Genomic DNA, 17,739 nt, shown 5'->3' with positions numbered 1-17,739 from the left:
CGGCTGTTGTTTATTTTTTATGGAAAAATGATTTGCCTAAAAATTCAATGGTGGCTGGAGCTAGTGCATAAAGCTTGCTCGTTAGTCCCATAATTTTGGGTAAGTTGACCTCACGTACAGGACATTCAATCGTTTTCACGGTCGCCTGTGCCACCTCCTCAGCGGACAATAACAATTTGCCTAAAGATGCTCGGTAGCCATGGTCATCGCTTGCCTTATCTAAAAAAGGCGTATCGATAGGACCTGGATGAATCGCAGTGACATGGATATGATAAGGTGCTAATTCCATACGCAGCCCATTCGTAAAGCCAACTAATGCATGCTTTGTTGCTGCATAGACACTCGCCTTTGGTGTGGCAACCTTTCCTGCCTGTGAGCCGAGAAAAATGAAATGCCCTTGCTGACGCTGCATCATTGTGGCTGCTAAACGTTTGGTAAGATAGATGGGCACAGCAATATTTAGCTCAAGCATTTGTGCAATTGCCTGATCTGATAAAGCTGGGGCAATCTCAAATTTCCCTACACCTGCTGATAAAATTGCGACATCCAGTAAAGGTAGCTGTGCACAAACCTTATCAATAGCAGCTAAATTGCTTAAATCAGCTTGGATAACATTGGCTCCTAAGCGCTCCAATGCTTTTAATGCCACTGCATTGCGACCCGTTGCATAAACGGTATGCCCCTGTGCTACTAGTAATTCTGTAATTTTCAAGCCAACACCGCTTGTTGCACCTGTAACGAAAATCGTTTTGTTCCTCATCGATCAGCCTGCTTTCTTGTAAATAAATAAATGCCCTCTGCTGTTTTTGTCGATGTCACTAATTGATGTGCCTCTAAATAATCTAAATGACCAAGTGTTTTTGATAATGTTAAGCCAAGCTGACGCTGGAAAATGGCAGGATATAAACGCTCTGTTACTTGCACAACCGTTAATTCATCATCCCCCATTAATTCATAAACCTTCATCGACTGCTGATGCTGACGTTCAAGTCGCTGATCAATCAATGCTGGAATACCCTCCAGCTCTGCCCCATGTCCTGTATGCATCATTTTTACAGGCAATTGACGCAAAATTTCAAGCGAGGCATTATATTGCAGCAATGATTTTGTACGTCCTACGGTACGATCCAATGGTGGCTCGATTAATGGATTAGGCGTAATTTTTTCAAGCAATAAATCCCCACCAATAACATGATGTGTTTTTTCATCCCAGAAAATAAAATGGCTTTGTGCATGTCCCAATGTTTCAATTGCCTTTAATCCTGGGTGACCAGGCACTTCATCTCCGTCCATTAAAATTTGTGTTAATGGGCGTTCCCCAACAAGCTCTAATTCGCGGCGAACATGGACACTTGTTGGAATATACTGTTGTGGAACACCGTGCTCTAATAAACGCTCACTGTAAAATTGCTCATGATAGCGTAAAAAATCTTCATCATGCCGCAGCCATTTATCATTGTAGGCATGTCCTAAAATTTCTGCATATGGAAAGGCATCTACCCATCCAGCATGATCTGGATGATGGTGGGTTAAGACAACTTGTTCGATATCGCGCATCTCAAAGCCAGCTGCTCGAATCCCCCATTTCAACGCATCATAGGCTTCCATTGTTTTTGGTCCAACATCAAAAATGCTTAGTGCATCCCCCTTGACAATAAATGCATTAACATCTCCTACTGCATAGGGCGTTGGTATTTCTATTTTGTAAATAGACAAAGTTGTTTCCCCCTTTTCACGCACTAGTGAATACGAATTCATTCTATTTTACAAGTTTTTTCTCTTTTCGTCATCCTCCTGTTGACACGTTGCCTATTCATCACTATAATTTTGAATAATCAAATTACTTATATGCGTTGATGAAGCCAAGTAAGTGATTGGTGAAGGTGTTAGAGAGTGTTACACTTTGCTGAAAGTAACATCACCCGCTCCCATTGCTGAACCTACTTCTGAGCAGTTATGCAAACATAACCGTTTCCCTTGCGATAAAAGGGCTAAAAGTTGTGCCAAATTGGCAAACAAAGGTGGTACCGCGGAAACGACAGCGTTTTCGTCCTTGTAAGAAGGACGAGAGCGCTTTTTATTTTGGTTCGACAGGGACATTTAAGTACCTGCTGCACCAAAATAAAGCACTAGCGGCTATCACAGATTTTGAACTGGAGGTGTTGGTCATGAAAAAAATAGTATTTATTGGTGCAGGTTCAATGGCTGAGGCGTTAATGCAAGGCTGGATTAAGCAAAATGTGCTAACCGCACAGGAAATTTACATTACGAATCGTTCTGATAAGGAACGTTTACAGTTTTTACATGAAACATATGGGGTGAATAAGGTGGATGACCCTGCTATTTATCAGCAAGCAGATGTCATTATTTTGGCCATGAAGCCAAAGGATGCGATTGTGGCAATGCGTGAACTAAAGTCGAAAATTACGGCTCAATCAGCTGTGGTATCTGTGCTAGCAGGTGTTTCCATCGAGACAATTACACACTTTTTAGGGGACCGCCCTATTGCACGGGTGATGCCAAATACCTCTGCGACAATCGGTATGTCTGCAAGTGGTATCGCCTTTAATGACAAAGTATCTGCCACACAGCGGTCCATGTTCCTTGAGTTATTAGAGGCGATTGGCTCTGTTATTGAGGTCAATGAAGATCAATTACATGCGGTAACAGCTCTTTCAGGTAGTGGCCCTGCGTATATTTATTATTTAATGGAGGCATTTGAACGAGTAGGCACAAAGGTGGGGCTATCTAAAGATACGGTACGGCTTCTTATGACGCAAACGCTTGCTGGTAGTGCTGAAATGCTTAAGCAATCCACAGATGAGCCTGATGTTTTACGCAAAAAAGTCACAAGCCCAGGAGGCACAACAGAGGCTGGTATTCAAGCATTAGAGCAACATCATTTCCATGAAGCCATTGAAGCGTGTATTAAAGAAGCGGAAGCGCGATCTCGTTCACTTGCAAATGGCTAGCAACAGGTGCAAAATAAAGTGTATCACTAGGAATTAGGGAGGCTTTATTTTGAGTAAATTATTCGAACCTTATCAACTACAATCCATCACTTTAAAAAATCGTGTTGTAATGGCACCAATGTGTATGTATTCAGCACAGGAGGATGGACTTGTTACCCCCTTTCATGTCGTACACTATGCAACACGTGCAGCAGGTCAAGTAGGGCTAATTATTGTTGAAGCAACAGGTGTTGTACCTGAAGGTCGTATCTCCAATAAGGATTTAGGCATTTGGGATGATGCACATATCGAAGGTTTACGTCAATTAGTGGAGGGCATGAAAGCCTATGGGGCGAAAGCAGGGATTCAGCTTGCACATGCGGGGCGTAAAGCAACCGTAGATGGCGAAATCTTTGCCCCATCCGCTATTGCCTTTAGTGAAGATTATAAAACGCCAACGGCAATGACAGAGGATGATATGCATCGTGTCATTGAAGCCTTTAAGCAAGCTGCCATCCGCGCAGCAAAGGCAGGCTTTGATGTGCTTGAAATACATGGGGCACATGGCTATTTAATTAGTGCGTTTTTATCGCCTGCAACAAATAAACGTCAGGATCAATATGGTGGCTCACAGGAAAATCGCTATCGTATCCTACGTCAAGTAATTGATGCTGTGCGGAGTGTGTGGGAAGGTCCTTTACTTGTCCGTGTTTCTGCGGAGGACTATGCAGAGGATGGCACAACAATGGAGGACTTTATTGTCTTTAGTCGCTGGATGAAATCACAGGGTGTGGATTTACTCGATGTATCCACAGGTGGTGTTGTGCCAGCAGCTATCCATGCGTTCCCAGGCTATCAAGTACCACACGCAGAGGCCATTAAGCATGGGGCTAATATTCCGACTGGTGCAGTTGGTCTTATTACAACAGCTATTCAAGCAGAGGAAATTTTACAAAATAGCCGTGCCGATTTAATTTTCCTTGCGCGTGTTTTACTACGAGAACCTTATTGGCCACTTCATGCTGCAAAAGCGTTGGGCGAGGATATTCAACCGCCTGTGCAATATGTGCGAGGCTGGTAATAAAACATGAAAAAACAGCTTGTCTCGATGCAAGCTGTTTTTTTGCTTATAAAAGAGGGTTTTGCGTTAGTTCTTCTTCAATCGCCTGTACTAGGGCTTGTGCATCATCTGCTGTGACCACTTCCCCGTTCACAATAGCAAACAAACCTTGCTCACAAACTTCACAATACGATGTACAGCCCGATTCCTCCACCTCGATATCATCACGTTCTATCAATACATCATAGGCATCTGCTGCACCTAGTGATAGATTCGTAATGCAAAACTCCACTCTATTTTTCATAAGCTGTGGCTCTTTTTTTCTTTTAAATAGTGAAAATACCATTGTCAACGCCCCCTACTATTGATTATGCTGTGAAGGCGACATAGATTGCAAGAAAGATAGCCTTCTTTATTGCGCTGTATATTTTTTCATAGCAGGGATTATATCATTGCCAATCAATTCAATGTTTTTCATGATTTTATGGAAGGGTACGCCTCCAAAATCAATTTGCGCCATAAAACGCTGCATCCCAAATAGCTCGTATTGATACAATAACTTTTCAATAATTTGTTCCTTGCTGCCGACCATTAAGGCATCGTGTACATCTGGTGCTTCAGCAAATTGTTGCTGTGGATAGCCGCTGCCACGAATCGCTTGGAAGCCGCCGTTTAAATGTGGGTACATTCCTTCAAGCGCCTCTTTCGTTGTGTCCGCCACATAAAATAAGCTTGTCGTCGCAATTGGTAGCTCATTCGGCTCAAAGCCACTGCGTTCTGCCGCCTCTCGGTATGCATCAACGGATGGCTTGAAATGACTAGCAGGTCCACCTAATGTTGTTAGCATCATCGGAATCCCCATATAGCCTGCTTTAATGGCACTGGCAGGTGGCCCACCAACCGCTCGCCAAATTGGTAAAGAGCCATTTTTAGGCTGCGGTAAAATTTGAGCATGATTGAGTGGTGCACGGAATTGGCCCTCCCATGTCACAAATTCCTCCTCATTAATTTTCATAAGTAGTGCTAATTTCTCCTCAAAAATTTCTTCATAGTTTTGTACATCAACACCAAGTAATTGATAGGCACCTATGCGCGAACCACGTCCTGCCACAATTTCTGCACGTCCATCTGATAATAAATCAATCGTAGCAAAATCCTCATAAACACGCACAGGGTCTGACACACTTAGCACCGTAGCAGAGCTTGCTAATTTAATGCTTGCTGTGGCTTGTGCAATCGCCCCTAATACAACGGTATGTGCCTGTGTTGTAAAGTACGTTTGATGGCTTTCACCAATAGCAAACACATCAATTCCTGCCTGCTCCGCTAATTGGCTTGCCTCTACTAGCTCTTGTAGCCGTTGCTGGGCAGAAATGCGTTCGCCTGTTAATGGATTTGGTATATGATCTCCTAAAGAATAGAGTCCAAACTCAAGACCTTGTGCTGGGTTGATACGATATTTTTCCATGTTTATCATCTCTCCTTAATCAAGTGGTTCTAAAATCGCTTCAATGTCTGCGCGTTTTTCTTCTAAAAATGGTGGGAGGTCTAACTCTTTGCCAAGGTCTTCCACAGCAGAATCTACGGTAAATCCTGGTCCATCTGTTGCCAGTTCAAATAAAATACCATTACGATCTCTAAAATACAGGCTCTGGAAATAATAACGATCCACAACACCTGAGCTATCAAAGCCTCGCTCCTTAATTGTCGTAGCCCATGCCTGTAGCTCCTCAACGCTCTCTATACGCAATGCGAGATGGTGAATACTGCCTTTGCCAGGCTTTTCACTTGGTCCTTCTAGCTCTTTCACAATAATTTCACCAAACACTTCCCCTTCAATTGCTTGAAGAGCCACTTCTTTCTCACGTTCTGCAACAACCGTATAGTGCAATAAATCTTGCAGTACGTGCACTGTGCGTTGTAAATAGCGAACTGTTATTTCCACTGGCCCCATGCCCAAAATGCGATGTGCTGCGGGAATATCATTGCCTTCCCATGGCTGCCACTGTGCAGGTGTAGCCTGACCATGATGATTGATTAGCACCATGCGTAAACCTTCATGATCTTCAAAAAATAAAGCATCTTTTCCTGCATAGGTCGTAATAGCACTATGTTCAATCCCTTGCTGTTGAAAGCGTTCCTGCCAATAGCGCAGGCTATCATAGCTTGGGACAAGTAAGCCAATACGTGTAATAGCATTTGTTCCTCTTATAGTTCGCCCTGCAACAGGCATTTCAAAAAAGGTTAGCTCTGTGCCAGCTGCCCCTGTTAAATCACCATAAAATAAATGATACATGGATGGCGAATCTTGATTGACGGTTTTTTTTACACGACGTAGCCCTAAAATTTTTGTATAAAAATCATTATTTTTTTTGCCGTTTTTCGTCAGCATTGAAATATGGTGATGTCCATTTAATTTTTCCATGATGGATTGTCCTCCTCGTTACTCTTCACTTGATTAAGCAAGTGATGGTGTAAAAAAATTTACACTGGTGGCAAGTGCTTTGCGCGACTATGCTTTTCAAGTTTTGTCATCATTGTATATAAAGATTTTATTTCCTCTTCTGTTAATACATCTTCAAAAAATGAGGATTGGAAATGAAGCTGACTTGGTGTCGCTGCCTGCAGTATCTGTTCCCCTTTTGCCGTTAATAAAATGGTTTTTGTCTTCCAATTTTGCTTCCGCTCAATAAGCCCCTCTTTTTCAAGTCGAGCAAGCATACGAGACATGCCCCCTTGTGTCACCGTGACTTTTTCCGCTAATTGGGACTGCGTAATGGGTGCATAGGTCTTTATTTGTATGAGAACATCAAATTGTGCAGTCGTTAAATCAAAGCGCTTTAAAAATTCGTTGGATAGCTGATTGCTCTGCGTTGTAAAGCGCATCATACGAATCCACGTCAATGTTCCTAGTGTATGATTTTTCATTACCCTATCCCCTTTCTACTATCACTTTACCATGCAAGTGATAGGAAGGCAAGAAAAATACCTCGAATTCGAGATATTTTTCTATAGGGAGAGTCCCCTATATAATGCCATGAGGTGTAATCGGATATAAGTTGCCCCGAAACGCAAAAGAAATTCTTCCTGTTTCCTCTGACACGATCATAATAAGCGCATCACTCACCTCACTTAATCCTAATGCAGCACGATGCCTTGTCCCTAATTTTTTGTCGCCCATAGCACGCTCTGATAATGGGAGTACATTTGCTGCTGACTCAATAACATTGTGATTTACTAGCACAGCGCCATCATGTAACGGATTACCAGGGAAGAAAATAGATTCTACTAAGGAATGGGTGACCTCTGCACCAATATGAACACCTGGCTGAATCAAACGCTCTAAAGAATCTTCGCGTTGAATAACAATTAAGCCGCCATGTTTTCTTGTGGACATATTTTGCACACTATACGATAGTTCTGGATACTTTTCAGTAAAGGGGGAAAGATAACAATTCAAATAAAATGTAGCTGCCTTCATCTCAATCGCCATAAATTGTTCTTTAATCTTTTCAAAATTACCAAGAAGACAATTCGCATCTGTATCCATTTCCTTCACGCTTTGTTGTAAGGATAAAATAACGTTGAGAAGCTCTTCCTTTAATGTTTCCTTCATTGGTGAAAAATCGCAATTGATGTCCATTCAAACACCTCACTTTGTTTGATCTTTGTGTGTAATAGTGTTTCTCCATCCCTCTTTTTTATGCCCCTTTATCCTAAACAAAAACGACTTCCTACTAGAAGAAAATAGGAAGTCGTTCTATTTAGCCTTACATATGTCCCGCGCGAATTTTTTTCACAATACTAAAGGTCGTATAGAGAGCAGCTGGTGCTAGCACGACGATAAAAATAAGCCAGACGGTCAAATTATTGTTTGCTTTCAATGTTTCATAGTTTGTTATTACAAAGATAATAAGACCGAATAGTAAAAAGTAACTCAGCACATTTGGAAAAATAACGATTAAGCGTAATAGTGCTGGTGGCATCTTTTGTTGATTCATTTAAAATCACACCCCTTTTTCAATTATACGGGAACGATACCATTTATCGCACTATATTTCTTTCGCCTATCCGCATCGCCTGTTGTAAAGGTCCCTTTCTTGACTTTATCACGCTTATCCTTACACTTTATATTTGCCTGCGGATTGTTGAAGGCTTTCTGCTGTTGCATTCAATTGGTCGATAAATTTGGTCATGCCCTCCATACTTTCTGCCTGCTGCTTCGCTTTTTGAGCAACCGCATCAACACTTTGCGATGTTTGTTTTGCTAGTAATGATACATCCTCCATTGTCGCTGTTACTTCCTCCGTACTGGCAGCAATTTCTTCTGTTGAGCTAGATACTAAGTCCACCTGCGTTGCTAACACTTGTACATCATTATGAATGCCCTCAAAGGAGTGCTGTGCTTCTTGTACAATTGAACGTCCTGCATGTAAAACATCTGCCGTGGATTGAATGGTTGTGACCATATTGGTTGTTTCTTTTTGCACATTTACTACGACCTGTGTAATTCTATCTGCTGCACCCTTAGAATCCTCTGCTAATTTACGAACTTCCTCTGCCACCACTGCAAAGCCTTTCCCCGCTTCTCCAGCTCGTGCTGCTTCAATAGAGGCATTTAATGCTAGCAAATTCGTTTGATCGGAAATTCCTGTAATGACACTCGTAAATTCCCCAATCATGGCTGATAATTTTTCTAATTCCTGTGTGCCCATAACTGCATGATTTGTTTTTTCATGAATGGTTACTAATTGCTGCTGAAGTGTACGCATAATTTGTAAACCATTCTCCGCATTTTCCTCGGTATTACGAGAAATCGTGGAGATTTCGGCAATCGATTCTGAGATATGTTGAATACCTCGTGCTAATTCCTCCATTGAATGGGCACTATCTTCTGTATTTTTTTGTTGAGCAAAGGAGGCCTGTGCCACCTGACTTGATTCCCCCTGAATAATAGCTGCTGAATCAAATGTGTCATGAGCATTTTCTTGAATGGTATAGGTGGCTTCTTTAATCTGATTCGCATCTTGCTTTAATTCCCGCATAATCATTTGGAAATTTTCCATCATCCCATTAAAGGAACCAACTAATCGCCCAATCTCATCCTGCGCCTTGATCGGAATGCGCTTCGTTAAATCCGCCTCACCTTTACTAATTTCCTCTAAAGAGTTCCGTACATTGTTGATACGAGAAACCTGTTTGGAGACAGAGATTCCCGTAATAAAGAAAATCACACAGACAACAATTAATGACGCCACAATAGTTCCAATTAAGATATGTGATAGAATTTTATTGGAAACAATAATAGCTAAAGATGTACCATTGGATAAGGGCTTTACATATTGTGTCACACGTGTTCCATCATAATGTCCTGAAAACTCCGTAGCCTGTTGTGCTGAAAAATGAGCCGGTAAAAAGCCTATATCTGCTAAATTTCTATCAGTTGTAGCCGAAATAACTTGACCTGCTTCGTCTACAATTGCCGCATATAACACTGCGGATGATAAGTATTGATGAAGCTCATTGATATAGGATTCACCGCCAATACTCGCTTCTAAATCTAATAGCTGCTGTCCATTACGTGCTACTTGTACAATTTGAGGTGTTGCGGGATTCCAGCTACCTACCCCAACAAATTTAAAGAATTCATTGTCAATATCACGAACTTGTGCCTTTTGAACAACCTCCTTTACATCGCCATCCAGGAGCTGCATATATTCTGCCGCCTGCCCATTAGGATCTGCGCCAAAATTAAAATCAACGGATGGCGCAACAGATGTCACGGTTGTATTACCTTTATCATCTGTACTCCAAATTTCATCGATCCCAGCTCGTTCAGTGATAGCTTTTAAATCGTCATATGTTGCCCCTTGATCGAGAATGTAAGAAGCCATCACTGATTCGGCAATCATTTCTTTTTCCATTATCTCTTCTGCTTTTTCTCGTGATTGAATAGCTGCTTCCATTCCCATCACAATGGAACTAGCGAGTGCCTCTCCATTGTTTTTTTCAGTTTTATACGTAGCCTGGTAGACATAAATAGAAAATGCACCAATAATTAACACAACAGTTATCATAATTTCTAGCAACATTTTCCATCTCATTGAATTTCTCATTATTCCTATCCCCCTAAAAAATATACCGCCTTTCCGTTTTATCATACAATAGTACTTCCATATATTTCATTCATTTTTATGAAAAAACTATAATAAATTACAGAGGAATATGAAATTGTCGTTAAATTGTAAAAATTCTGCAATAAATATAATTAGGATAAATAGCATATGTATTCGAGCAATGATAAAGTAAATAGAGCCTATTTTTTAGTAGATAGTTAGCACTATTTAAAGAATACCCTATTCATTGAGAGTACTCACAATAAATAGGGTATTTTTACAAAAAATATATTAAAATAATTGATGGTTATGCCACGTAAAGATGGTCTGGTCGGCTGCTAGCAATGTTTGTGGAAAAATATGCTGTGCTTCCGCCAAAAATTGAGGTAAATCCTGCGGAAGGAAGCGAGCGCTTAAATGGTTTAATAATAAATAATTTGCCCCTGCCTGCTGTGCAACTTTTGCTGCCTCCACATTTGTCGTATGCCCATAGCTTGCTGCTAGGTCTGGTGTTGTGCTATCAAAAGTGGCCTCATGCACAACAATATCAGCCTTCATTGCTAATTGAACAGCCTCTTGACAATATTTCGTATCCCCTAAAATCGTCAAAGTAAAGCCTTTTTTCGGAGGAGCAGTGACATCCTTTGCTTGAATCAGCACACCATTGTCCAGTACAATATCCTGACCCTTTTTCAATTGCCCCAGCAATGGTCCTTTTGGAACACCAAGAGCTTGTGCCTTTTCAATCAGCAATTCACCAGGTAAAGGCTTTTGCTCAATACGATAGCCATAACATGGTATCACATGTCGCAGCGCCTTTGCGTAAACTGTAAAATGCTCATCCTCCAACATTACGCCCTCCTGTACTTCGACAAAATGTAGAGGATATGTTAAATGGGTATTGGATAATGCCAATGTTTGCTCCACCCAGTGCTGTAGACCTGCAGGACCAAAAATTGTTAAGGGGTCATTGCCTCCTTGAAAGGAACGTGAGCTTAAAAAGCCTGGTAAGCCAAAAATATGATCGCCATGTAAATGGGTAATAAAAATTTTAGTGACTTTCCTTGGCTTTAATGAGGTATGTAAAATTTGATGCTGTGTTGCCTCCCCACAGTCAAATAACCATAGTTCTCCTATTTCATCCAGTAGCTTCACCATTAAAGCACTCGTGTTACGATCTTTTGAAGGCATCCCTGCGCCTGTTCCTAAAAAATGTAGCTGCACATCTGCCACCTCATTTCTTGTTCTATCGTTTTATTGTACCCTATCTATACCAATAAGAAAAACCTTTGGAAAAATAGCTTTCCCCAAAGGTTTGTCTCTTATTTTGGTTGCCATGACACAAGTGCCGCATGAAAATCATGACGATAATAATAACGTCCATTTTTTTCTTCAATAAAAGGTGCAAGAGACTCCTCCACATGTGCTTGCTGGAAGTCTGTACTTAGTATTTTCTTGCTTTGTGTTGTTACAAGCTGCTCATAGCTATTATATTCATAGACACGCTCTAACGGAATGATTTGACAATCCGCATAAATATCCATTTCATACAGTAAATTTAAAAACTCAATATAATCTCTACGTGGGTATTTAATCGCATAGCCATATTTTTCGTATAAATATTCATAATGTGGTTGAATTGGGCCTGTTGTCATGCCAATAATCGCCCGCTTTTTGGCCAGACGATTCATATGGTATAAGGCATTTTTAATTTCATACATCCGATAAAAGCAATTGATGCCTAAAACAATATCATGTGGCTCGATATCATTCTCAGCTAGCTGTTCCCACTTTGCATGCACATAAGAGACATGCTGACTAGGGATATATTGCTGTAAGTATTGCAATATGCTTTCGGAGCTATCTACGCATGTCAGCTTGTCTACTCGCTCGGCTAATGGAAATGTATAATTCCCCCATCCAGGGCCAATTTCTACTACGGAATGCTGAGGCTCAATGTGCTTTTGAAGCTCCTGAAAAATTTTTGCAGCATACGGATCGGTGTAGCCTATTTTTTTCCGTGCAACCGACTGTGCCCAAAATTGCTCCTCAAGCTGATCATCGACCATCCGCACAGGCATATGACCATGCCAATCCTTCATACCCTCCTGCCATAATGCCTCATAATTAATAGCTAATGGTCCTTTTCTTGTCATACAGATACCTCTAACGATAAAATTTCATATATTTTTTTCATATCGAGATTGGCACGTACATGGCTAGCTAGCATATTGTAGGCATCCTCTCTGCGCTGTGCATCGCTTTTTACATCACTTGGTAAAGCGACTAATCCCTTTGTTAATCGGATTTCATTGACAAGCTGGCGGGTAAAGGGACGATTATGGAATAATCCATGGAAATACGTGCCAATCACTTGCTCATCGTGACTAATCGCACCATCTACGCGTCCATCCTCAAGGTGAAGAAATGGCGATACTTCATCACGTAAAATTTTTGTACGCCCTAGATGGATTTCATAGCCTGTCAATATATCCTGTCCTCTCATGCCCGTCATTTGCACAGTCTTTTTATCCCCAACAAAAATGGTTTCCATCGGCAATAATCCAAGCCCTTCAGCCGACTCCCCATTTCCTTCCACTGCATCTGGGTCCAATAATGTTTCGCCAAGCATTTGGAAGCCACCACAAATACCAATAATTTTTGTACCATGCTGACGTAAGTTTGTAATTGCCTGATCAAAGCCCTGTGCCCTTAACCATGCTAAATCATCCATGGTACTTTTTGTTCCTGGCAGTATAAGTAAATCTGGCGTGCCAAGCTCCTGCACATTGCCAATTAATCGGACGCCTACCTCAGGCTCATCAAAAAATGGATCAATATCTGTAAAATTTGAAATACGTGGTAAACGAATCATGGCTACGTCTACGGCAAACTCACCTGGCTTTGGCTTTTTAAAACGCAGGGATGATAAAGCAAGCGAATCCTCCGCTTCGATCTTGACATCTAAATAGGGAATAACACCAAGCACCGGGATGCCGGTTTCACGCTCTACCCATTCAAGACCATCATCCAATAATTCTCGCATACCTCGAAACTTATTAATAATCAGCCCTTTGACACGTGCTCGCTCCGCCTCATCCAGTAAAGCCAATGTGCCAATAATGGAAGCAAAGACACCGCCACGATCAATATCGGCAACAAGCACGACCGCAGCATCTGCTAAATGGGCCATTCGCATATTGGCAATATCACGGTCCTTTAAATTAATTTCCGCTGGACTTCCCGCACCCTCTAGGACCATCACATCATATGTATGTTGGAGTGTACGCACTGATTTTTCAACAATCGGCATTGCCTCCTGCACAAAGTTATTGCGATAGCTTTTAGCATCCATATTTAAAAAATGCTTGCCATGCACAATGACTTCAGACATCATATCTTGCTTTGGCTTTAGCAAAATAGGGTTCATATCCGTTGTTGCGACAACGCGGGCTGCCTCTGCCTGTACACCCTGTGCACGACCAATTTCTCCGCCATCCTGTGTTACAAATGAATTAAGTGCCATATTTTGCGATTTAAACGGCACTACCTGAAAGCCATCATCTGAAAAGATACGACATAATGCTGTACAAATCATACTTTTTCCAACATCAGAGGCTGTTCCTTGAATCATAATTGATTTAGCTGGCATTATTCTTTTTCCTCCGTCGTAATTGATGTAACGCGGGTATTTTTTATCATAGCAAATAGCTTAAAATTCAAGCCCTTTTACTGCTGGAATACCTTCATCGTAATAATGCTTGGTGGCATCAATGGTTGACACTAAATCAGCCATCGCCAGCAGCGCAGGGTTAGCACTTCTGCCTGTCACCACTAAATGCATGGTTGCTGGACGTTGCTTAATGGCGTCGATCACCTCTGCCAGTGGAAGGACATCATCAATAGGAAACTTTGTAATGGCAAGCGCATTGTTTAACTCATCCAGCACTAATAAATCAATGCTGTCATCCTGCAAGGCAGCCTTTGTTTTTTTCCATGCCTTTGCTAATGCAACGCGATGCTCCTCAGGCGTCTTTGTCCATGTAAAGCCAATGCCCAGTTGCTCCATGTCCACGCCAAGCTTACGCAGGGCAATTTGCTCGCCATACGTACGCTCTGGTGATTTGATAAATTGCATATAGCGCACACGTAAGCCACGACCAACCGCGCGTAATGTCACGCCAAGAGATGCTGTTGTTTTACCTTTTCCTTCGCCTGTATAAACTAAAAACAAGCCTTTTCTAGCCATGTGTTTAGCCTCCTTACAGCCAAGTTGTTTTTTCTTCAAAGGATGTGCGCTTCTTAGCGCCAAGCTCCTGCTCCTCTGGATAGCCAATAAAAATTGTTCCAACTACTTTTTCCGTATCGCTAGCACCGATAAATGCATGCATGCGTGGATCATGGACAAGTCCAACGCCACGTGTACGCCAGACAAAGCCAAGTCCTAGCTCCTCTGCTGCTAGCCACATGGACATAATTGCACTACAGACAGCAAAAATATTATCCTGTGTCGCATCAGCATCCCCTTCTACCATCGCGGCTGTCACAACAATCGCAACAGGTGTTGTTTGTACAACCTTTAAAGAACTTTCCACTAAATGAGGCTTTGTTGGGAAGCGTTCCTGTAAATAGCTAGTCGCCATGTCCTCATAATGCTGCATCGCTTCACCTTGAATCACATAAAAATGCCAAGGCTCACGCATTCGGTCATTTGGTGCATAGGTTGCAGCCTGTAAGATTTGTTCAATTTTTTCTTTCTCAACTGGCTGTGCTGTGTAATTGCGAATTGCTCGACGTTTTTGTAACGCTTCCATTATAGTTGTCATGCTTCCTCCTCCTTCTGCTTTACGAAAAAGCAAGTCCTTGCTCTTCAAACCATTGGATTTTTTCACGTACATTGACGACTTCACCAACAACAATCATGGAAGGATTATGATACCCTTGTCGTTCAATAATGCTGGCAATTTCATCTAATCTGCCTGTAATTGTACGCTGCTGTGCAGTTGTTCCCCACTCAATGACCGCGACAGGGGTTGTTGCCTTGCGTCCATGTTCGATTAATTTTCGAGCGATATAGGCAATATTGCCAACGCTCATATAAAAGGCCACCGTATCAATGCCTGTTGCTAGTGCTGGCCAATTTAAAAAATCTTGCCCCTTTTCCTCACGACCATGTCCTGTGACAATTGCAAAGCTTGTTGCAAAGTCTCGATGTGTCACAGGAATACCTGCATAGGCTGGTGCTGCGATACCTGCTGTAATGCCAGGAATAATTTCATAGGCAATGCCATGATTTTTTAAAATTTCCGCTTCCTCAGCACCACGTCCAAACACAAATGGATCGCCGCCTTTCAGACGTGTAACGATTTTGCCTTGCTGTGCTTTCTCTACAAGTAGCGCATGAATTTCATCTTGAATCAGATGATGCTTGCCAGGTAATTTACCACAATAAACAAGTTCTGCATCCTTTTTCGCATGCTTGAGCAATGCAGGATTGACCAGTCGATCATAGGCAATGACATCAGCCTTTTGAATGCATTCTAGGCCATATACAGTAATAAGCTTTGGGTCTCCAGGACCTGCCCCAACGATATAGACGATTCCATTCTTCATTGCTGTTCTCCTATCAATAATTGTTGTAAATAGGCTTCGCGCTTTTGCGTTTCACCATTTCTTGTCCATTCAAGGATGCTTGGCTCTAGCAATGCTTGTAATGCTGCACGTCTTTGTGGACCTTTCTCGTACTTGGCAGCAATCATTAAACGTGCCTGTTGTAAAAAGCAGACATAGTCATCATATGCCTCATCAAATTGCTCGGCTAACTCTGCTTTTACTTTGCGCGCTAATCCTGGGCTTGCGCCTGATGTCGAAACCGTTAATACAAAAGGACCACGGCGCACAGTAGCTGGCGTAATAAAATCACTTTCGTTTTGTGCATCTGTTCGATTCACAAGCTGCCAATGCTGGGCTGCCTCTTGCACTGCTTCATTCACAGCTGTCACATTTGTTGCCGCAATAATAAGGATGGCATCATCTAAATCACTTGGTTCAAATTCTTTTTGCTGCCATGTAATTTGCCCTGAATCAGCAAGCGGCTGTAAAGTGTCATGTAGTATTGGGCTAACAATCACGATATGTGCCTTTGTTGGCAATAGGGACGTTACCTTCTGTGTTGCGACGTGACCACCGCCAACAATCACAACTGTTTTATAGTCAAGATTGATATGAATGGGAAAATAATTAGTCATGCTTCTTCACCTTCTTACAAGCTGTTAACCAATTGTCAACGAGCTTTGGGTTTGATACAAAATGAAAATGTGTATAGCCTGCCACCAAGTTTTCTGCTTGATAGCCTTCTTGCTTTTTGCCAAAGCGCCCAATTGTTTCATATGCCGGTGTGTTATGAGCGCCACTATATTTAGAATAGTGGAATTCATGGCCCTTCGCTTGCTCCTCTGCACCGATTAAAAAATTACCTATTGTACCGAAAATTTCACGATAGCCAAGTGCTGCTAGCTTTGTTTGCATCGCTACCTCACCAGGGATCACGCCTACCATATCGTAACGTTCACCTTCGCTATTGGTAATTGCCTCTGTTAAATACATAAAGCCACCGCATTCCGCTAATGTTGGCAGTCCCTTGGCAATCGCTTGACGTATCGAATCTTTCGCCACTATGCTGTTGGCAAGTGTTGCCGCAAATTCCTCTGGGAAGCCACCCCCAATATATAAGCCATCTGCCTCCGCTGGCACAGGCTCATTAGCAAGCGGTGAGAAAAATTGCAATGTTGCACCCTTTGCACGTAATAAAGCCAAGTTTTCCTCGTAATAAAAATTAAAGGCAGCATCTCTTGCCACAGCAATGACAATATTTTGAGGTGGCTTTGCTGCAAATAGCTGCCCTGATTCTTGTAAAATAGGAGCCTTCGTTAAATCAAGTAATTGATCCAAATCAATGGTTTCTGCCATGAGGTCACCTAGTTTATCAAAAAATGAATCTAGCTCTCCGCGTTCAATCGCTGGCACTAAGCCTAAATGACGGCTCGGGATATCAATGCCCTCCTCACGCTTTAAATAGCCAATAACAGGAATGCCACATTCTTGCTCAATCGCTGCCTTTGCGATCTCATAATGCCCAACGCTGCCGACCTGATTAGCAATTACCCCAACGATATTGGGCTTATCGGATAGTAATTGGAAGCCCTTGACAACTGCTGCAACGCTTCTAGCCATACTTGCACAATTGACAATTAAAATCACAGGGCTCTCTGTGACAACACTAATATCTGCAGCAGAGCCAGTATCTGATAACGGACTTTTACCATCATAAAAACCCATAACCCCTTCAATAATTGCCACATCCGCATCCTTGCTTGCACGTGCTACAATATCGCGTACAGCTTCATGTGAAAACATCCAGCTATCAATATTGCGTGATATCCTTCCTGTTACAGCCGTATGATAGGTAGGGTCGATATAATCAGGACCGCATTTAAAGCCTTGAACAATGTTACCTTTATTTTGTAGCGCCTTCATCAGCCCAATTGTAAAGGTTGTTTTCCCTACACCACTGCCTGTACCAGCTAGCACAAAACGATTTGTTTGCATGGGT

The 17,739-nt window shown here is 42.0% G+C and carries 19 protein-coding genes; 2 read left to right on the top strand and 17 right to left on the bottom strand.

Annotated features, from left to right (window positions below; translation table 11 throughout):
- Positions 1–10: 10 nt before the first annotated feature.
- Positions 11–760, bottom strand: a complete 750-nt coding sequence (locus tag ADM90_RS08510) for an SDR family NAD(P)-dependent oxidoreductase (RefSeq protein WP_053994549.1) — start codon at positions 758–760, stop codon at positions 11–13.
- Positions 757–1,758 (bottom strand): MBL fold metallo-hydrolase, encoded by a 1,002-nt coding sequence (locus tag ADM90_RS08505; RefSeq protein WP_200908524.1) that lies wholly within the window; start codon positions 1,756–1,758, stop codon positions 757–759. The genes ADM90_RS08510 and ADM90_RS08505 overlap by 4 nt, the downstream gene beginning before the upstream one ends.
- A 410-nt stretch (positions 1,759–2,168) precedes the next feature.
- Between ADM90_RS08505 and proC the strand changes: the two genes are divergently transcribed.
- Positions 2,169–2,972: a pyrroline-5-carboxylate reductase gene (gene proC, locus ADM90_RS08500; RefSeq protein WP_053994548.1), complete on the top strand. Its 804-nt coding sequence runs from the start codon at positions 2,169–2,171 to the stop codon at positions 2,970–2,972.
- A gap of 49 nt (positions 2,973–3,021) precedes the next feature.
- Complete coding sequence (gene namA / locus ADM90_RS08495) at positions 3,022–4,032, top strand: NADPH dehydrogenase NamA (RefSeq protein WP_053994547.1); 1,011 nt, start codon at positions 3,022–3,024, stop codon at positions 4,030–4,032.
- Positions 4,033–4,078: 46 nt separating this feature from the next.
- Here namA and ADM90_RS08490 read toward each other — a convergent pair whose 3' ends face one another.
- From ADM90_RS08490 to ADM90_RS08420, 15 genes are all read right to left on the bottom strand, one after another.
- Positions 4,079–4,357: a YuzB family protein gene (locus tag ADM90_RS08490; RefSeq protein ID WP_083448493.1), complete on the bottom strand. Its 279-nt coding sequence runs from the start codon at positions 4,355–4,357 to the stop codon at positions 4,079–4,081.
- A 66-nt stretch (positions 4,358–4,423) separates the two neighbouring features.
- A complete protein-coding gene (locus tag ADM90_RS08485; protein ID WP_053994546.1) occupies positions 4,424–5,479 on the bottom strand; it encodes an LLM class flavin-dependent oxidoreductase in 1,056 nt (351 codons plus the stop codon).
- 15 nt (positions 5,480–5,494) lie between these two features.
- Positions 5,495–6,436, bottom strand: a complete 942-nt coding sequence (locus tag ADM90_RS08480) for a ring-cleaving dioxygenase (protein WP_053994545.1) — start codon at positions 6,434–6,436, stop codon at positions 5,495–5,497.
- A 59-nt stretch (positions 6,437–6,495) separates the two neighbouring features.
- Positions 6,496–6,939, bottom strand: coding sequence for a MarR family winged helix-turn-helix transcriptional regulator (locus ADM90_RS08475; protein ID WP_053994544.1), 444 nt, complete (start codon positions 6,937–6,939; stop codon positions 6,496–6,498).
- Positions 6,940–7,036: 97 nt separating this feature from the next.
- Entirely contained in the window at positions 7,037–7,654 is a 618-nt protein-coding gene (gene cdaS / locus ADM90_RS08470; protein ID WP_053994543.1) for a sporulation-specific diadenylate cyclase CdaS, read from the bottom strand.
- 127 nt (positions 7,655–7,781) lie between these two features.
- A complete protein-coding gene (locus ADM90_RS08465) occupies positions 7,782–8,012 on the bottom strand; it encodes a hypothetical protein (protein ID WP_053994542.1) in 231 nt (76 codons plus the stop codon).
- A gap of 120 nt (positions 8,013–8,132) precedes the next feature.
- Complete coding sequence (locus tag ADM90_RS08460; RefSeq protein WP_053994541.1) at positions 8,133–10,127, bottom strand: methyl-accepting chemotaxis protein; 1,995 nt, start codon at positions 10,125–10,127, stop codon at positions 8,133–8,135.
- Between the two features lie 291 nt (positions 10,128–10,418).
- Positions 10,419–11,351, bottom strand: coding sequence for a ribonuclease Z (gene rnz / locus ADM90_RS08455; protein WP_053994540.1), 933 nt, complete (start codon positions 11,349–11,351; stop codon positions 10,419–10,421).
- A gap of 98 nt (positions 11,352–11,449) precedes the next feature.
- A complete protein-coding gene (locus ADM90_RS08450) occupies positions 11,450–12,283 on the bottom strand; it encodes a class I SAM-dependent methyltransferase (protein ID WP_053994539.1) in 834 nt (277 codons plus the stop codon).
- Positions 12,280–13,779, bottom strand: a complete 1,500-nt coding sequence (locus tag ADM90_RS08445; RefSeq protein WP_053994538.1) for a cobyric acid synthase — start codon at positions 13,777–13,779, stop codon at positions 12,280–12,282. Before ADM90_RS08445 ends, ADM90_RS08450 begins: the two co-directional genes overlap by 4 nt.
- 60 nt (positions 13,780–13,839) lie before the next feature.
- Positions 13,840–14,376: a cob(I)yrinic acid a,c-diamide adenosyltransferase gene (locus ADM90_RS08440; RefSeq protein ID WP_053994537.1), complete on the bottom strand. Its 537-nt coding sequence runs from the start codon at positions 14,374–14,376 to the stop codon at positions 13,840–13,842.
- 13 nt (positions 14,377–14,389) lie between these two features.
- Complete coding sequence (locus ADM90_RS08435) at positions 14,390–14,953, bottom strand: nitroreductase family protein (RefSeq protein WP_083448492.1); 564 nt, start codon at positions 14,951–14,953, stop codon at positions 14,390–14,392.
- 19 nt (positions 14,954–14,972) lie between these two features.
- Positions 14,973–15,740, bottom strand: coding sequence for a uroporphyrinogen-III C-methyltransferase (gene cobA / locus ADM90_RS08430; protein WP_053994536.1), 768 nt, complete (start codon positions 15,738–15,740; stop codon positions 14,973–14,975).
- A complete protein-coding gene (locus tag ADM90_RS08425; RefSeq protein WP_053994535.1) occupies positions 15,737–16,375 on the bottom strand; it encodes a precorrin-2 dehydrogenase/sirohydrochlorin ferrochelatase family protein in 639 nt (212 codons plus the stop codon). Before ADM90_RS08425 ends, cobA begins: the two co-directional genes overlap by 4 nt.
- Positions 16,368–17,735: a cobyrinate a,c-diamide synthase gene (locus ADM90_RS08420; protein WP_053994534.1), complete on the bottom strand. Its 1,368-nt coding sequence runs from the start codon at positions 17,733–17,735 to the stop codon at positions 16,368–16,370. The genes ADM90_RS08425 and ADM90_RS08420 overlap by 8 nt, the downstream gene beginning before the upstream one ends.
- Between the last annotated feature and the right edge of the window lie 4 nt (positions 17,736–17,739).

Origin of the sequence: Lysinibacillus macroides (genome assembly GCF_001281525.1) — a bacterium.
Lineage (GTDB): Bacteria > Bacillota > Bacilli > Bacillales_A > Planococcaceae > Lysinibacillus > Lysinibacillus macroides.
The sequence above is the reverse complement of the archived record's forward strand: the minus strand, read 5'-3'. Positions and strand labels throughout refer to the sequence as shown.

What these genes read in the sequence shown, in the direction of transcription:
- cdaS (WP_053994543.1), bottom strand. Translation starts at nt 7,654, where the DNA reads ATGGACATCAATTGCGATTTTTCACCAATGAAGGAAACATTAAAGGAA.
- ADM90_RS08510 (WP_053994549.1), bottom strand. Translation starts at nt 760, where the DNA reads ATGAGGAACAAAACGATTTTCGTTACAGGTGCAACAAGCGGTGTTGGC.
- ADM90_RS08420 (WP_053994534.1), bottom strand. Translation starts at nt 17,735, where the DNA reads ATGCAAACAAATCGTTTTGTGCTAGCTGGTACAGGCAGTGGTGTAGGG.
- ADM90_RS08485 (WP_053994546.1), bottom strand. Translation starts at nt 5,479, where the DNA reads ATGGAAAAATATCGTATCAACCCAGCACAAGGTCTTGAGTTTGGACTC.
- ADM90_RS08425 (WP_053994535.1), bottom strand. Translation starts at nt 16,375, where the DNA reads ATGACTAATTATTTTCCCATTCATATCAATCTTGACTATAAAACAGTT.
- ADM90_RS08445 (WP_053994538.1), bottom strand. Translation starts at nt 13,779, where the DNA reads ATGCCAGCTAAATCAATTATGATTCAAGGAACAGCCTCTGATGTTGGA.
- ADM90_RS08440 (WP_053994537.1), bottom strand. Translation starts at nt 14,376, where the DNA reads ATGGCTAGAAAAGGCTTGTTTTTAGTTTATACAGGCGAAGGAAAAGGT.
- ADM90_RS08450 (WP_053994539.1), bottom strand. Translation starts at nt 12,283, where the DNA reads ATGACAAGAAAAGGACCATTAGCTATTAATTATGAGGCATTATGGCAG.
- ADM90_RS08460 (WP_053994541.1), bottom strand. Translation starts at nt 10,127, where the DNA reads ATGAGAAATTCAATGAGATGGAAAATGTTGCTAGAAATTATGATAACT.
- ADM90_RS08465 (WP_053994542.1), bottom strand. Translation starts at nt 8,012, where the DNA reads ATGAATCAACAAAAGATGCCACCAGCACTATTACGCTTAATCGTTATT.
- cobA (WP_053994536.1), bottom strand. Translation starts at nt 15,740, where the DNA reads ATGAAGAATGGAATCGTCTATATCGTTGGGGCAGGTCCTGGAGACCCA.
- ADM90_RS08480 (WP_053994545.1), bottom strand. Translation starts at nt 6,436, where the DNA reads ATGGAAAAATTAAATGGACATCACCATATTTCAATGCTGACGAAAAAC.
- ADM90_RS08505 (WP_200908524.1), bottom strand. Translation starts at nt 1,758, where the DNA reads ATGAATTCGTATTCACTAGTGCGTGAAAAGGGGGAAACAACTTTGTCT.
- ADM90_RS08490 (WP_083448493.1), bottom strand. Translation starts at nt 4,357, where the DNA reads ATGGTATTTTCACTATTTAAAAGAAAAAAAGAGCCACAGCTTATGAAA.
- ADM90_RS08475 (WP_053994544.1), bottom strand. Translation starts at nt 6,939, where the DNA reads ATGAAAAATCATACACTAGGAACATTGACGTGGATTCGTATGATGCGC.
- ADM90_RS08435 (WP_083448492.1), bottom strand. Translation starts at nt 14,953, where the DNA reads ATGACAACTATAATGGAAGCGTTACAAAAACGTCGAGCAATTCGCAAT.
- proC (WP_053994548.1), top strand. Translation starts at nt 2,169, where the DNA reads ATGAAAAAAATAGTATTTATTGGTGCAGGTTCAATGGCTGAGGCGTTA.